Genomic DNA, 16,057 nt, shown 5'->3' with positions numbered 1-16,057 from the left:
CGCGTGAAGCCCCAACCTTCCATCTGCAGCAAGGACGTCGAGCCCAGTCGCACCGACCTCCTCTGGCCTGCCGGCCATCTCCCCCTCAAGGGGGGAGATTCGCAGTTTCCGCAAACTCGGCCACCAGCCCCTCATACGCCTCGAAGGCCGGCAGCGCCTCGTAACTATGCACCGCCGGTGTCGTCGCCCAATGCAGTTTCTCACTGGTCCATGTCTCGATGAACGGCGTGAACCAGCCGGGTTCATCAAGCATGGTCGGACGCAGATTGACGAACCAGTCGAGCCCTTCGGGGCGCGTGAACATCCAGCTCATGCAATGTGGGCAGAAGTAATGACGCGAGGCGCCGTGCAGCCCGCCGATCACCGGCACGCCTTGCATGATTTCGAAGCCGTCGGAGGGGATGGCGGCGCTCAGCGAATAGGCGCTGGCCGACATGCGCTGGCAGCCGGTGCAATGACAAGCCATGGTCAAAAGCGGTTTTGCGAAAATCTTGAGCCGCACACGTCCGCAGCGGCATCCGCCTTCGGCCGGCAATTTCAGGGTTGGCACGGCAGTCTCCCACTCTTCGAAGCGCGGTGCTTCAGTCGCCGGTCAGCGCCTTCGTGGTCACCAGCGTGACGCCGGCATCGGTGAAGTCCGCATTGTACCGGGCGATGATCTCGGTCGCGGTTTCGCCTTCAGTGTCCAGCGTGGAATGGGCATCGGAAACGACGGTAACGCCGAGGCCCTCGGCCAGGGCGCCCTTGACGGTGCCGGCGATGCAGAAATCGGTCTGCGCTCCGGCGAGCACGACTTCGCCGGCCCCCTGCCCGGCCACCCAGGCGCCAAGCTCGGCATTCGAGAAGGCGTTGCGGACGGTCTTGGAGAATGTCGGCTCGTCCTTGGCCTGGCCGAGTTCCGGCCATACCGGCCAACCCGGCTCGCCGGGCGCCAGCGGATCGCCGGCCGGCCCGTCATGCCTGACGAAAGCAACCTTGCGCCCCTCGCGCCGCGCCCAGTCGATCAGCGAGCAGGTACGCTCGGCTATGCCAGGCGCATCGTGGATCGGCGGCTCGACGCGGCCGTCGAACATGTTGGTCTGGAGGTCGATGACGATGAGGGGAGCGAGGTTTGGCATGGCGAGAAGATAACGCGGGCGATGGGAGGGTCAAGACGGCGAAGCTGCTGATCTCCCCCTTGGGGAGATTACATGTACCTCACCCGATTCCACCCGCGACCACGTAAGCACCAGCCGTGCGTCCATCCTCCAGCCGGATGACGGCCGTAACGATCGAGCCGTAAGCGCCTCGCCACACACTGTGCATTCTTTCATGCTCGCCGGCCGGCACCAGGATGCGACCGTGAAAGCTTGTGCCGCTTCGCTCCATGACAACGGCTTCGCCATTGACGTGAACCTTGAGATCAGCGGTCTCCGCATCGAGTTCAACCGTCACGGCGATCTCGGCCTGGTCTCCTTGCCCCATCGTCTCCGCAACAAGCCTGAGTGCCGGCGGCGGCGCATCGCTGGACTTCGATCCACCATGTTGCGCAAACACATCGCCCGGCAATTCCGGCGTGCGCGGCGGGGCCGTGCGGCGTTGGGTGGCGCGCTCGTAATCGCCGGCGAGCCGCAGCAACTCCGCATCATCATAGGCCTTGCCCGCAAAGGTCAGCCCGACCGGCATGCCGATATCGGCCATCGTTCCCATAGGCACGGTGACGGTCGGGATGCCAAGATGACGCCACACCAGATTGCCATTGGCAACCCAGGTGCCGTTGCGCCAGGCGATTGCTGCAGAGGTCTCGTTGACGTCGGCATCGGCCGGGCCGACATCGGCGACCGCCGGCAGCACGACAGCGTCGAGCCTGTGCTCGTCCAGCCAGTCCTCGAAGTCGATGCGCCGCGTCGCCTCCAATCCCTTCAGACCTTCCGCCAGCCTTGGAATATCCAGCAATGGCGTCACGCCCTGTTTGGCGCGTGTGACATAGTCCGCCAGATCGAAACCGTCGTCGCCATAGCGGTCCGGCAGCGCGCCCGGCGGCCGCGGGAAGATTTTTGGCCCGTCGACCGTGGCCAGGTCGGGGATGGCCGGGTCGGCATTTGCGCGCAGGAAATCGTCCCAGCCCCAGATGCAGAGATCCCAGATTTCGCGCTCGGCGAATGCTTCCGGCACCAGCCCGCGTTCGACCATGGTTTTTGTGCCCGGACGGTCGCGCTCATAGTTCGAGACGACGGGGAAATCGACCTCGACCACCTCCGCGCCAAGCTTTTCCAAGTCACGCGCTGCCTGCCGCCAGAGGTCGAGCACCGAGGCGCGGGTCTCGATGGGTTTGAGCGCGCCGCCGTCGCGGCCGATATACATTTTCGGCACGCCGAGGCGTTTGCCTTTCAACGAGCACTCCAAGGCGAGTGTAGTGTAGCTTGGCGGCCTGAGATCAGCGCTTTTCGCGATCGACACCCAGGGCTGCGCGCGCCAGAAATCGCCGCGCGTCTCGGTATCGTCGGCGACGATCACGTCGAGCAGCTCCAGCATGTCGGCGATGCCGCGCGTGTGCGGCACCACCACATCCATGGTCGGCACCAGCGGCCAGTTGCCCCTGACCGAAATGACGCCGCGCGACGGCGTGTAGGCGACAAGTGCATTGTTGGACGCCGGCGCGCGGCCGGAAGACCATGTCTCCTCGCCCAGCCCGAAAGCGGCAAAGCTCGCAGCGGTCGCGGTGCCGGAACCGTTGGACGAGCCGGAAGCGAAGGCGGCGGTCAGGTAATCTGCATTGTAGGGGCTCTCGGCGCGGCCATAGACGCCACGCTGCATGCCGCCATTGGCCATAGGCGGCATATTGGTCAGCCCGATCAGCACAGCACCACCGGCCCTCAGCCTGGCAATGGTGAAAGCGTCCTCGTTGGCGACGAGATGCTCGAAGGCGGGCGAGCCGGCGGCCACCGTCAGGCCCTTCACCTTATAGCTGTCCTTGGCGGTGTAGGGGATGCCGTCGAGCGGCCCGAGGGTGGCGCCATTGCGCCGCCGCAGGTCGGACGCCGCCGCCTCCTCGAACATTGCCGGGTTAAGCACCGGCACGGCATTGAGCGCAATGCCATGGCGGTCGTAGTGCGCGATGCGCCTGAAATACGCGCCGACCAGCTCGACGCTGGTGACGGTGCCGGCCTCCAGCGCGCGGCGCAGGTCGGCGATCGAGGCTTCGACGGGCTGGAGGTTGGGCATGGGGTTCTCGAGATGCAGCGGCAAATGAGTCTTCGCATCGTGCGATGCGAGTGTCACGCCGCAAACGAAAGGCGTGACGGCGACGCTTATGCACTCGGCTCACAGCATTTTGCTGTCGAGCTGGCCGTTTTCCTTCATCAGGTCGAGATAGGTCTTGGCTCCGGAACTGCCGTGGCCTGCCGCCTTGAAGAACCATTTGGCGGCTTCCTTGTAGTTTGGTTTCCCATCGACGCCGCGGTAGTAGAGCGAGCCCAGACTGAACTCGGCATCGACGCTGCCGGCCTTTGCGGCTTCCAGCCACCAGGACTCGGCAGCCTTGTCGTCTCTGGCAATGCCCACGCCGTTGGCCGAGGCATACGCTAAGGCGAGCTGGGCATCGACATTTCCCTGCCGCGCCGCCTTGAGCCACCAGCCCGCCGCATCCGCACTGTTTTGCGCAACGCCAGCACCCTCGGAATAGGCTGTGCCGAGCGCTTTCTGCGCGAATGCATTGCGCTGGTCGGCGGCTTTGCGCCAGAGCCTTGCCGCCTGAACGGGGTCCTTCGTTACTCCTAGACCATCCCAATACAGTCCACCGAGAGCGAACTGCGCAAGGTCATTGTCCTTGTCGGCAGCCTTGCTCAGCCACTCGAATGCCTGCCTTTCATCCTTCCCGACGCCCTGCCCGTCCCGATACACGACCCCGACATTATACTGCGCTACCACATGGCCTTGGACAGCAGCCTTCATCCACCATCGGAAGGCCAGATCATTGTCTTGCGCAACGCCGCGGCCCTGGCTGTAGAGGATACCAAGCATATATTGAGCGTCGGCGTTTCGCCCGTCGGACGCCTTTTGCGCCCAAGTCGCGGCCAACGCATCGTCCCGTCCCACGCCTTCGCCGAGCGAATACGCCCGGGCCAGATTGGCACCGGCTTCGGCATTCCCCGCTTCCGCGGCCTTGCGCCACCAATAGACCGCCTGCTCGGCGCTCTTCTCGACGCCTTGGCCCATCGAATAATATCCGCCCAGATTCGACTGGGCGAACACAAAGCCCTGATTGGCGGCTTTGCTCATCCACGCAAACGCCTGGCCGTCGTCCCTAGGGGTACCTTTTCCCTGGCCATAAGCGGCCGCCACCGCGTATTGCGCTTCTGTCAGACCGGTGGTTGCGGCCTTCATCCACCACCCGAACGCAAGGCGGTCATCCTGCTCAACGCCGTGGCCCCGCGAGTACAAAGTGCCCAGCAAAGCCTGGGCATTCGGCTCACCCAGATCGGCTGCCTTTTTCACCCACACTATGGCGGCCTGATCATCCTTCTTGACGCCTTGGTTAAGATAGTAGGCGCGTCCGAGACAGAAAGCGGCCTCCAGGCTTCCTTGGTCAGCCGCCTTGCGCCACCATGAGGCAGCCTGCTCGAAGCTTTGCGCAACACCCCGACCCTGCGCATACAGGACGCCGAGGGCGTACTGAGCGTTCGCATTGCCCTTGTCGGCTGATTGCCTGGAAAACTTCGACGCCAGTTGATCGTTTCTTTCGACCCCTTGGCCATTTAAATAGACTTGGCCGAGAGAATATTCAGCCTCCCCGCTCCCCTGATCGGCCGCCTTGCGCCACCAATAGAGCGCCTGCTCATAACTTTGCGCGACCCCTTGGCCCTGCCAGTACAACACGCCGAGCTGGTACTGCCCATTCATGTTGTCTTTATCGGCGGCCTTTCGTGAGAAACTCTCGGCAAGCCGACTGTCCTTTTCAACGCCCCTGCCCATAAGGTAGGCCTGACCCAGTGCTGCTATGGCTTCCGCATTGCCGCCATCGGCGGATTTCTTCCACCAATACACCGCCTGGCTGTCGTTCTGAGCCACGCCCTCACCGCGCCAGTACAGCGCACCAAGCTGGCCTTTTGCGTCAACATTGCCAGCGTCCGCCATGATCTTCATTTGACGGAATACCTCGGCATAATCCTTTGCCTGGAGAGCCGCTGCACCCTTTTGTGCCGCTGACCACTGCACATAGTAATTTCGGCCAGGACCGAGCAGCACAAAAGCCGCCAGCAACACCAGAACGACGGTAAGGACCCCTCGGCGACGCGACTTGGGCGGGCTGTAGACAGGTGTATCCACTTTGGGCGCCCAGTCGTTGTTGCTCACCGTCCCCAATCCATTTGCAGCCACCAGTAATCCATAGCGCAAGCCAGGCCGTTCTGGAATATCCAAAGCATTTGATGTCGCTACTGCGGTGCGCCGGCGAACAGGATTTCGCCATCGCCGCCAGCCGCCGGCCAATCCCTGATGGTGCGATCGTCGCCGCCGGTGAGCAGCGTGCCGTCGGTGGCGAAGACAACGGCGTAGATAGGGCCGGTGCGGCTGTCGAACATGGCGATCTGGCCGCCGGTGCCGACATCCCACAGCCGCGCCGTGCCGTCGAGCGAGCCGGAGGCCAGGCGCTTGCCGTCGGCCGACAGCGCCAGCGTATAGACGGTGCCTTCGTGACCCTCGAAGCGGCGCAATTCCCTAAACGTGTCGAGGTCCCAGAGCTTGATCGTGTAGTCGCCGCTGCCGGTGACGACATGATGGCCGTCGGCGGTGAAGACGGCGCCGTAAGTGCCCTGCTCGTGGCCGTGCCAGCTGCGCAATTGCTTGCCGCTTTCGACGTCCCAGAATTTCAGCGTGCCGTCGATGGAGCCGCTCAGCGCGCGCGTGCCGTCGGGCGAAATTGCGACCGTGCTGATCGGCCAGTCATGTCCGGTCATCACATGCAGCACCGATTTGTTGACGAGATCCCAGACGATGACGTTGCCGGTGTCGTGGCCACTGACGGCGCGCTTGCCGTCCGGGCTGATCGCCAGCTTACGCACGCCGCCATTCGCGCCCGACGAGAAGACATGCAGCACCGCGCCGTCGGCAAGCTTTCGCAGCACGATCTCGCCATCGTCGCCGGCGGTCAGCGCGGTTGCGCCGTCGGGCATGAACAGCGCCGTGCGCGCCATGTCCTTGTGTTCACCAAGGTTGCGGATCAGCCGCTTGCCGGCGATGTCCCAGAGCTTGATCATGTGGTCGGTGCTGGCGCTCATGACGTCGCGGCCATCGGCCGAGACGGCGAGCCAGACGACGGCGTCGCGGTGGCCGTCGGGCTCGGTCGGCAGCGCCGGCGGAGGCGGCGGCAACGGCGCGACGGTCTGAGGTGGCGTGGCCGGAGCCGGCGGTGGAGCAGTCTCCGGTGGCGGTGTCGCCGGAGCGAGTGCGACTTGTGGCGGCTGAGGGGGAGCAGCCGGAGGCGTAGGCTGCGCCGGCTCGGGCGGTTTGGCTGCCTGCACCGGCGGAGTTGGCTCGGGCGGCATGGTGACCTGCGGCGAACTCGGCGGGGCCGGTGGCGTCGCCAGGGCCGGCGGGACACCGTCGATGCCCTGGTTCTTCGGCTCGGCTTTGGGTTCGTTCGGGGCGGCCACCTCAGCGCCCGGGCCGGCGTCACGCGCCCAAGGGAAGTGGTCGGCCAGCAGCGCCAACACGGCGAGCACCGGCAACATGAGGAAGGCGCGCCGCAGACCGGGGCGGCCCTTTGGGTCGATCTCGGCGTCGCGGCCAAAAAGCGGCGTTCCAGCAGGCTGGCTTCGCCGACCCGGCAGCAGTCCGGCCCAGAACAACAGGGCGCCAAGCAGGCAAAGCCCGCCGACGGTCAGGAACACCACGGGCTGCAGCGTGGCTGGGCCGTGCAGCATGTGGTCGATCCCGCTCCAGCTGAAATCTCTGTCGCCGAGCAGCAGATACGCCCGCACCAGACAAGCCAAAGCGGCCGCCAGCAGCGGAAGCGCAAACAGCCTTTCGGCCAACCTGTCCATCGGACTCCCCCTCCGGTGCCGCACCTTGCTCATCATGCGGCCGCCGCAGCGAAACAAATAGCGCAAAACTGCGCCCACGAAAGTGGGCGCGATCACGCAGCCAAATTCACTTCAATTCGACCCATACCGGCGCGTGGTCGCTGGCGCCGTCCTCACCTCTGACATCGCGGTCGATGCCGGCAGCGGTGAGGCGGCGCGCCAGTTTCTTCGACAGCAAGATGTGGTCGAGCCGCAGCCCGGCATCGCGCAGCCAGCGGTTGCGGCGATAATCCCAGAATGTGTAGAGCGTTTCCTTCGGATGCTTCTTGCGGAGCGCATCGGTCCAGCCCTGCTCGAGCAGACGCTGGAACGACGCCCGGCTTTCCGGCTGCACCAGCGCGTTGTCGTCATAGGAGCGGGTGGCGTAGATGTCGCGCGGCTCGGGCACGATATTGTAGTCGCCGACCAGCGCCACCGGCAGGCCAGTGTCGAAGAGTTCTGCGGCATGCGCCTCCAGCCTTTCATGCCAGGCCAGCTTGTACTGGAATTTCGGCCCCGGCTGCGGGTTGCCGTTGGGCGCGTAGACACAGGCGATGACGATGCCGTTCACGGCCGCCTCGATGTAGCGGCTCTGCTTGTCGGCGGTATCGCCGGGCAGGACGTCACGGGTCAGCACCGGCTCGGCTCCTCGCGCCAGTATGGCTACGCCGTTCCAGGTCGGCTCGCCCTTCCACACCGCGCCATAGCCGGCGTCGGCCAGTGCCGTGCGCGGAAACTGCAGGTCGCGCGCCTTCAGCTCCTGCAGGCAGACGACATCGGGCTTGGCTGCCGCCAGCCACGCCAGCAGGTTTTGCAGCCGGCTGTTGACGTTGTTGATATTGAAGGTGGCGATTTTCATTTGGCGATCAGGAAACGATCCGCCCTGTCCACGCCTTCACCGTCCCGGCCAGCGTCTTCAAATGATCGGCGGTCGAAAACCCCGACACGCTCTTGCGCGGCTTCAGGTCGTGGTCGCCATCCTCCAGCCAGATCACCTCGATGGCTTTGGAAAGGCCGTAGGTCGCGACCTCTTCTTTCGTGCCGAACTCGTCGCGGGTGCCCTGGAAGATCAGCGTCGGCGTCTTGAGGTCGGCGAGATGTTTTGTCCTGAGTTGCTCGGGCTTGGCCGGCGGATGAAAGGGATAGCCGAGGCAGACGAGGCCCGAAATCTCGCCCTTGGCGAACATCTCGTCGGCGACCATCGAGGCGACGCGCCCGCCCATCGACTTGCCGCCGATGATGAGCGGACCAGCGACGCCCCTCGCCCTCAGATCGGCGATGGCCTTGATGTATTCCGGGTTGACCGTCTCGGCGCGCGGCGGCGGCTTGCGCTGGCCATAGCGTCGCGCCGCCATATAGTGGAATTCGAAGCGCGCAACCTGGAAGCCGGCTGTGGCGAGCGCCTTGGCGGTGTCGGTCATCGAGGGGGAATCCATCGACGCGCCGGCGCCGTGGGCCAACACGATGGTGACCGGGGCTGTGTCAAAGCCGTCGAAGAGGAAGCTAGTGGGCATCAGGCTGCGGGACCCCGATATAGTGGTAGGTGGTTTTGGAACCGTGAACTTCCTTACGCCACTGCTCCGGATGCAGGGTAACATGGGTGAAAATGGCTGCAAAAAACCCCACGAGCACGATGAAGAATGGCCGGCCGAAGCAAACGCGCTGCTTGTTCGACATACGGTCCTCGGGGCGCTGGGGAAATGGCCAAGTTCTGCGGTTGTAATATGTGGCCCAATTGATTTTGCTGTCTTCGAAAAAATTCCAGCCATTGCTCCAGTAGAAGAGCAGCTCGCGGGCCTCCTGCACCGCCAAAACGATGAAGCACGCGGTTAATCCCATACTCGAAATCTGAACAAGATTATCCACGGCAGCCTCACCCCGCCGTCCGCGCCAGCTGCAGATCGACGAACTGTATCCCCTTTTGCGCAGTGCGCGCCCATTCGCTGTCAGCATCGAGTTCGAGATAGCGCACCCAGTGGCGGCGGGCTTCGGTCAGATTGCCGGCGTCGAACTCCAGCCGGGCAAGGTTGAACACCGGATCGGCGTAGCTCTTGTCGAGCGCGATGGCCTTGACCAGATGCCGGCGCGCCGAGGCGATCTTGCCTTCGTCGCTCATCAGCCCGGCGAGGTTGAACCAGGCCTCGACGAACGCCGGATCGAGCTTGATCGCTCTTGCATAGTCATGCGCCGCGTCGGCCACGCGACCGGCGCCACGCAAGCAATTGGCGCGGTTGAACGCGGCGATGGCGTCGCTCGGATCGATGCTGAGGCAGCGTTGGTAGAGCGCCGCGGCATCGTCGTGCCGGCCCTCCTCTTCCGCGCTTTCAGCCTCGGCGAACAATTCTTCCAGCGTGTCGTCGCCGGCTGCGCTTGCGCTGCCGAGATCGAACAGCAGCTGGCCGTCGAGTTCGCTCTGGCCATCCTCGAGATAGATCTGATCGGGCCGGCCATGCTGCGAGCCGACATTGAGCGATTTGGCGGTGAGCGAAGCGACCGGACCGGAGCGATGCACGGAGCGCGCGATCGCGCCCCAGGATGCACCGCCGGCGACCAGCCCGGCATATTTGCGGGCAAGGATCAGATCGCGGAACGAGTAGGGTTCACAATCGTGCTCGAAGGCGTCGAACAGGCTGAGCAGGTCGAGGTCGGCACCGGACAGTCTGGACTGGTCGACGAGAGACTGCCTGGACAGCGAAGACGCCTCCGGCGCCTTCATCAGACCAAGCAGGCGCAGGAAGCCATTTTCGCTAAGGAGTGTTCGGCCAGCGGAGCCCTCGGCTGCAACCCGGCGCTCGATCTCGGCATCGCCGCCCTTCGCCGTGCCGGCCTTGGCGATCAGCGTTCGGCCGAACACAACATGGCTGGTGCGCCTGGTGACGCCGCGCCGCAACTGGCCGTGCTGACGCTCCACCTCACGGGCCGCGAGCCGCAGCGGAAATGCCGCCAGCGCGCCGATGGCGCCGAAGACGGCGCCCGGGATTATACCGGTCGGCGCCGTCACCCCTTGCTCTTGCCGACGGCCTTGAGCAGATTGGCCTTCAACGGGTTTTCCTTGGCCGCACCCGCCTTACCCTTGGCGGCAGGTTTTTCAGCGTCGTCGGCCTTGCTCTTCGACTTGGCCGGCGGCTTGGCTGATTGCGACAGGCTCGCCTTCAACGCGTCCATGAGGTTGATGACATTGCCACGCTCGGGCGCCGCCGCAATGATCGGCTTATGGCCCTTCAGTTTCTCGCGGATCATCGTCATCAGCGCGATCTCGTAGCGGTCCTCATAATTCTTCGGATCGAAGGTGGTTTCCTTCTGCTTGATCAGCGCTTCGGCCAATTGCAGCATTTCGGGATCCGGCTTGCCAGCCGGGATGTTGCCGAAATATTCAGCCGTGCCGCGCACTTCGTTCGGGTTCCTCAAGGTGCAGACGAACATGCCGTTCTCGCGCGCGCCGATCGTCACCACGCGCTCGCGGCTGGACAGGACAAGGCGGGCGATGGCCAGCTTGCCGGATTTGCGCATGGCCTCGCGCAGCACGGCGAAGGTTTCCTCCGCCATGGCGCCATCCGGCGCCATATAGTACGGCGCATCCTGATAAATGACGTCGACCTCGTCTTCGTCGACGAAGGCCTCGATGTTCATCGTGTGATTGGATTCGATGCGCACTGCTTCGAGGTCCGCCTCATCGATGATGATGTACTGCTTGTCCTCGTATTCGTAACCCTTGACCAAGTCCGCGCGCTCGACGAGGCCGAGTTCAGGGTCGACCGGCTTCATGTTGATGCGGTTGTGGGTCTTCTTGTGCAATTGGTTGAACGATATGCGCTCGCTGGTCGTCGTTGCCGGATAGAGCCGGACCGGACAGCTGACGAGGCTGAGCTTGAGGTAACCTTTCCAACTTGCCCTGGGCGCCATGATACTCTCCTACGCGGCCACGCACTGACATTTCAGACTGAGCATGATCTTAACCGAAAACCGGTTCCCACGTTTCGGGATCATGCTTACTGCAGCGCTTCGTCCAAAGGACGAATGGTGCTGCGGAAATCCTACACCGGCCCCAAACATACCGGCAAATTCCTGACGAAACCTTCAGGTGAGCTGGAGGGCACCGACGGAGGATAATTCAAATTGTCCGCATGGTCGATGGACTTGGGGAAGTAAGTCATGCCGGAGGGACAGCACCCCCCTCTGTCCTGCCGGACATCTCCCCCGCAAGTGGGGAGATTGGCAGCTTCAACCTTATCGCTCCTCTTGCAAGGTTTGCGATTGGCGAAAGCAGAGGCGACATCCGATCTCCCCCCTTGCGGGGGAGATGTCCGGCAGGACAGAGGGGGGTGTGCCGGATCGCCAACACCTCCCGATCTACTTCCCCGAAAACAACGGCAAATCTCTTGCGAAATCCTCCATGTCCGCCCACGGATCGCCCGACGTCGCCAACAGCCCCGGCAAGGACGAATAGTTCAGATCCTGCGGCGCATCGATCGTCTCAAGGTCTGCCCAACTCACCGGCGTCGACGCCGGCAGGTTGGTGCGGGCGCGCAGCGAATAAGGCGCCGCGGAGGTGTGGCCGCGCGCGTTGCGGTGATAGTCGATGAAGATGCGGCGCTTGCGGTTTTCCTTGCCCATTGTGGTGGTGAAAGTGTCGGGCGCGGTGGCCGCCAGGTGCGTGGAGATGGCGCTGGTCGCCTGGTGCAGCTTCTTCCAGTTCTGCTTTTGCGTCACCGGCACGGTTATGTGGATGCCGCTGCCGCCGGATGTCTTGGCGAACGGCACCAGGCCGAACCGCTCCAATTCGCCCTTGATGTGGACGGCGGCCTCGACCACCTCGCGCCAGGCGATGCCCTCACCCGGATCGAGATCGAAAACGATCTGGTCGGGCTTGTCGAGGCTCAAGCGATGCGTGCCCCAGGTGTGGAACTCAACGACGCCGAACTGCGCGAGTGCCAGATAGCCTTTTGCTTCCTCGACCGACAGATAGGATTTGGTTTCACCTTCGGAGTTGGTGGCGTCAAAAGTGACCACCGACGGCGGCATGCCGGTGAAGGCGTGGCGCTGGAAGAAACAGTCCTTCGGCAGGCCCGTCGGGCAGCGCACCAGCGACACCGGGCGGCCCATAATGTGCGGCAGCATGAAATCGCCGACCAGCGCGTAATAGACGGCGATGTCGAGTTTGGTCGGTCCGGTCTTGCCGAACAGCCGCCGCTCCGGATTGGTCACCCAGATGGTTGCGAGATCGGCTTCGGCGATCAGCCGCTTGCGCTTCGGCGACACCGGCGTCGACAGGCCGACATCGCGCAAGCCCCGAAACACACCGTGGCGCAGCGAATTGTCCGCCGTTCGGTTGGCGTAGTGGATGCGGGCCGACAGCATCGGCCGCACCCATTTCATCTCGCGCATGATCTCGCGCGGCACACCCTCGGGTGCTGTCGCGCCGTCGCGCAGCGGCTGCAGCCGGGCCAGCAAGTCGCCCGCCGTAGCGGCATCGAAGCCGGTGCCAACCTTGCCGCGATAGTGCAGTTCGCCATCCGCGAATTCAGCCATGCCGAGTGCCGCCAGTCCTTCGGCCGCGTCGGAAACGGTGTAGCCGGCGATGATGAAATCGCCGGTCTCCAGCGCCTTGACCTTGGTCCAGCTCTTCGTGCGGCCGCTCTGGTAGATGGCGTTGGCGCGCTTGGAGACGACGCCTTCCAGCCCAAGGATCGAGGCCTGATCGTACAGCCCCTGTCCGTCGCCTTCGACATGGTCGCTCAGCTGGATGGCGGAGTTGGCGCCCTGTCCGGCTAGCAGTTCGGCGAGCAGGGCCTTGCGCTTTGCGAGCGGCGCCTTGCGGAGGTCCCAGCCGTCGAGATGCAGCAGGTCGAAGGCATAGAAATGGAGCTTGCTGCCCGCACCCGCCGACAGCGCATCCTGGAGCAGCGCGAAACGCGAGATGCCCTTCTCGTCCAGCACCATGATCTCGCCGTCGATGATCGCCTGGCTGAGGGGCAGCCGGGCGAATGCCTGCGGCAGGTCGCCGTAACGCTTCGTCCAGTCGATGCCGCCGCGGGTGATCAGCCTGACCTCGCCATCGGCGATATGCGCCATGGTGCGGTAGCCGTCGAATTTTATTTCGTGCAGCCAGAGTTCACCTGTGTCTTCCACTGGCCCACCCGGTGGCTTCGGCACCTGCGTGGCGAGCTGCGGCTCGATGCGCGACGGCGGATCGCCCCTGGCCGCACCGGGCAGCGCGCCGGGTTTCAGCGCGCCGGGCTTGGGCGGCAGGCGGGCCGGCTTCCTCGGCGGCGCCACCAGCTCCTCGATCCGCTTGCCGGACTTCACGCTTTCCGGCCGCGCTTCCAGGATGTCGAGGCCGGTATCGGCGGCGAGATCGCGCTCCTTGAACAGCAGCCAGTTTTTCTTCTCGCTGTCTTCGCTGGGCTTGGGCTTCAGACGGGTCAGCATCCAGCCGCCATTCAACTTGTCGCCGGCCAGCCGGAACTTGAAGGCGCCGGTGCGCAGGCTCTTGTCGACATCGTCCATCGGTGCCCAGGTGCCGGTGTCCCAGACGATCATCGGCCCACCGCCATATTCGCCTTCGGGAATGACGCCCTCGAAGTCGATATATTCGAGCGGATGGTCCTCGGTCTCGACTGCAAGCCGCTTGTCGGCCGGGTTGAGCGAGGGCCCGCGCGGCACCGCCCAGCTTTTCAGCACGCCGCCGACCTGCAGGCGCAAATCGTAATGGTCGGCGGTGGCGTGATGCTTGTGGACGACGAAGCGGTTGCCGTCGCCTGAAATGAGCCCGCCAGCCGGTTCCGGCGTCTTCGTAAATTCGCGCTTGGCGCGATAGGCCTTGAGTTTTGGCGGGGTTGGCATGGGTCAGGCGGGAGCGGCGGCGGCGGACGAACCTTCCCTGCGCCGCGTTCCTGCACAGTGCTGTCCCGCCAACATTTCAGATTTCCCAGCGTGGTGCGAAGAATGTGGAGATCACGCTCAATCGTCTGAGGCGGGCGTCAGGTCTAGCTCGGCCGGGGACAGCCCTTGTTGGAGCTGGCTCAGCCGGAACTCGTCGACCCAGTAGGCCTCGCCGTCGACCAGCACGCGGGCCGAGTAGACGCCGCCGGAAAAGCTTTGCGCGGTGACGTAGACCTTGTGGCGGTCGAGCGCCTTGCGCACCGCGGCGCGCTTGGAATTCTGGCTGGAAGTAGGACTGACCATGCAACGCTCATACACAACCGCCGCAGGACATAACGGCTATCTAAGGATGCTGGAGATCAGCTGCTCTGTCAATTTTGACTGCTTGCCGGCGTCAGGCGGCCTTCCGCTGTATCAGACTGGCCAGAACGGTGCGCATTCCTGAATACGATGGGCCGCCAACTTTCACGTCCCAATCTGTGTTGCGTTTCCGAGGGTGCTTCACCCTCCGCAACGCTGCGCGGAATGTGTCCGGGTCAACACCTACAGTTCGAGCCATATCTTCGGCGGTTGTGCGATTGGCGATCATGTCGTCTCCTATGCTTCCGCCAGGTATATAGGGCTTTTGCACAACTCGACCAAGGATTTAGGGTGTTTGCTCTAACTTCAAGCTGAGAAACCAGCTTTGTTCCGCAGCCAATTCGGGCGTGTCCTCACCGCGCAGCGATAGATCTTGGGCGCGTTGCCGGCGTGCTGCCGATGCAAGGCGGTGTGCGGCTAACGGGAACGCTGGGCGTGATGCCCTATGCGATCGATGCGGAATTCGCCGAACGGCTATGGAAACTATGCGAGCGGCTCCTATAATTCTGTCTGCCCTCCCGGAGATCACAGACTATGACCTTGAGCACCCGCAACCTCGGCAGCCAGGGGCTGCAGGTCTCAGTGATCGGCCTCGGCTGCATGGGCATGAGCCAGTCCTACGGCCCTGCCGACGAGGCGGAATCGATCGCCACCCTGCACCGCGCCATCGAACTCGGCTGTACCTTCCTCGACACGGCGGAAGTCTACGGCGCCTATGCCAATGAAGAGCTGCTCGGGCGGGCGCTGAAGGGCCGGCGCGATGAGGTGACCCTTGCCACCAAATTCGGCTTCCGCATCGAAAACGGCAGACAGGTCGGCACGGAGCGTGACAGCCGGCCCGACCATATCCGCGAGGCGCTGGAGGGCTCGCTGAAGCGGCTCGGCACCGACCATGTCGACCTTTATTACCAGCATCGCGTCGATCCGGCGGTGCCGATGGAAGATGTCGCCGGCACGGTCGGCCGGCTGGTTGCCGAGGGCAAGGTGCGCTTCTTCGGCCTGTCGGAAGCGGGCGCGGCGAATATCGGCCGTGCGCATGCCGTGCACCCTGTCTCGGCGCTGCAGAGCGAGTATTCGCTTTGGGAGCGCAATATGGAGCCGGAGATCATCCCGCTGCTCGAGAAGCTCGGCATCGGCCTGGTGCCGTTCGCGCCGCTCGGCCGCGGTTTCCTCGCCGGCGACGTCAAGCGCGCCGAGGATTATCCGGAAGGCGATTTCCGCCGCGGCGACCCCCGCTACCAGGGCGCCAACTACGACGCCAATGTCGCGGCTGCGGCTGCGGTGCAGGAGGTGGCCGCGGCCAAAGGGGCAAAGCCCGCGCAGATCGCGCTGGCCTGGGTGCTCGGCAAGGGCGACGGTTTCGGCATCGACATCGTGCCGATCCCGGGGACAAAGCGGCGCAAGTATCTCGAAGAAAATGTTGCTGCGGCCGCGATCACGCTCGACGCGGCCGAGATAGCTGCGCTGGACGCAGCCCTTGCGCCCGGCAAGGTCTCAGGGCCGCGCTACAATGAGCGGGTGATGACGACGATCGATCGGTAGAGCGATCTTCCCCTTCTCCCCCCGTGAGAGAAGGTGGATCGGCGCGTAGTGCCGAGGATGGTTGAGGGGTGGCGACGAAGCACCATCCTTTCCAAGCTGGAACACCCCTCATCCGACCTCGCTTCGCGTGGCCACCTTCTCCCACAAGGGGACTGTTGCAAAATTGGGTGGATGTGATTCCCTGTTTTTGAAACGGGGATTTTGCGATGACGACAAAGCCGAGCGGTCAGTTC

At 63.9% G+C, this 16,057-nt stretch carries 13 protein-coding genes; 1 reads left to right on the top strand and 12 read right to left on the bottom strand.

Annotated features, from left to right (window positions below):
* Nucleotides 1–85: 85 nt before the first annotated feature.
* The 12 genes from NKJ78_RS00065 to NKJ78_RS00010 all read right to left on the bottom strand — a co-directional run bounded on the left by NKJ78_RS00065 (nt 86) and on the right by NKJ78_RS00010 (nt 14,225).
* On the bottom strand, nt 86–550 hold the full coding sequence (locus tag NKJ78_RS00065) for a GFA family protein (protein WP_352461103.1): 465 nt from the start codon (nt 548–550) through the stop codon (nt 86–88).
* Between the two features lie 31 nt (nt 551–581).
* Nucleotides 582–1,118 carry an isochorismatase family protein gene (locus NKJ78_RS00060; RefSeq protein WP_352562285.1) on the bottom strand — a complete coding sequence of 179 codons (537 nt, stop codon included), beginning with the start codon at nt 1,116–1,118 and terminating at the stop codon, nt 582–584.
* Between the two features lie 79 nt (nt 1,119–1,197).
* Entirely contained in the window at nt 1,198–3,204 is a 2,007-nt protein-coding gene (locus NKJ78_RS00055; protein WP_352461105.1) for an amidase, read from the bottom strand.
* 99 nt (nt 3,205–3,303) lie between these two features.
* Nucleotides 3,304–5,334: an SEL1-like repeat protein gene (locus NKJ78_RS00050; RefSeq protein ID WP_352461106.1), complete on the bottom strand. Its 2,031-nt coding sequence runs from the start codon at nt 5,332–5,334 to the stop codon at nt 3,304–3,306.
* 80 nt (nt 5,335–5,414) lie between these two features.
* Nucleotides 5,415–7,022 (bottom strand): WD40 repeat domain-containing protein, encoded by a 1,608-nt coding sequence (locus NKJ78_RS00045; RefSeq protein ID WP_352461107.1) that lies wholly within the window; start codon nt 7,020–7,022, stop codon nt 5,415–5,417.
* Between the two features lie 106 nt (nt 7,023–7,128).
* Complete coding sequence (locus NKJ78_RS00040) at nt 7,129–7,899, bottom strand: exodeoxyribonuclease III (RefSeq protein WP_023673489.1); 771 nt, start codon at nt 7,897–7,899, stop codon at nt 7,129–7,131.
* A gap of 7 nt (nt 7,900–7,906) precedes the next feature.
* The gene (locus tag NKJ78_RS00035) at nt 7,907–8,554 is read right to left on the bottom strand and encodes an alpha/beta hydrolase family protein (protein WP_023689822.1); all 648 of its coding nucleotides are present in this window, start codon (nt 8,552–8,554) and stop codon (nt 7,907–7,909) included.
* A complete protein-coding gene (locus tag NKJ78_RS00030; RefSeq protein WP_155923794.1) occupies nt 8,544–8,906 on the bottom strand; it encodes a hypothetical protein in 363 nt (120 codons plus the stop codon). The genes NKJ78_RS00035 and NKJ78_RS00030 overlap by 11 nt, the downstream gene beginning before the upstream one ends.
* A gap of 7 nt (nt 8,907–8,913) precedes the next feature.
* Complete coding sequence (locus tag NKJ78_RS00025; protein ID WP_023699156.1) at nt 8,914–10,041, bottom strand: tetratricopeptide repeat protein; 1,128 nt, start codon at nt 10,039–10,041, stop codon at nt 8,914–8,916.
* Entirely contained in the window at nt 10,038–10,943 is a 906-nt protein-coding gene (gene ku / locus NKJ78_RS00020) for a non-homologous end joining protein Ku (RefSeq protein ID WP_023685883.1), read from the bottom strand. The genes NKJ78_RS00025 and ku overlap by 4 nt, the downstream gene beginning before the upstream one ends.
* 447 nt (nt 10,944–11,390) lie before the next feature.
* Nucleotides 11,391–13,883 (bottom strand): DNA ligase D, encoded by a 2,493-nt coding sequence (gene ligD, locus NKJ78_RS00015; protein WP_352461109.1) that lies wholly within the window; start codon nt 13,881–13,883, stop codon nt 11,391–11,393.
* Between the two features lie 117 nt (nt 13,884–14,000).
* Complete coding sequence (locus tag NKJ78_RS00010) at nt 14,001–14,225, bottom strand: hypothetical protein (RefSeq protein ID WP_352461110.1); 225 nt, start codon at nt 14,223–14,225, stop codon at nt 14,001–14,003.
* Nucleotides 14,226–14,816: 591 nt separating this feature from the next.
* Here NKJ78_RS00010 and NKJ78_RS00005 point away from each other — a divergent pair.
* Entirely contained in the window at nt 14,817–15,824 is a 1,008-nt protein-coding gene (locus NKJ78_RS00005) for an aldo/keto reductase (protein WP_352461111.1), read from the top strand.
* The last annotated feature ends 233 nt before the right edge of the window (nt 15,825–16,057 follow it).

The organism is Mesorhizobium sp. M0037 (genome assembly GCF_040323635.1).
Lineage (GTDB): Bacteria > Pseudomonadota > Alphaproteobacteria > Rhizobiales > Rhizobiaceae > Mesorhizobium.
Note: the sequence above shows the minus strand (reverse complement) of the source record. Positions and strands in the feature narration are given on the sequence as shown.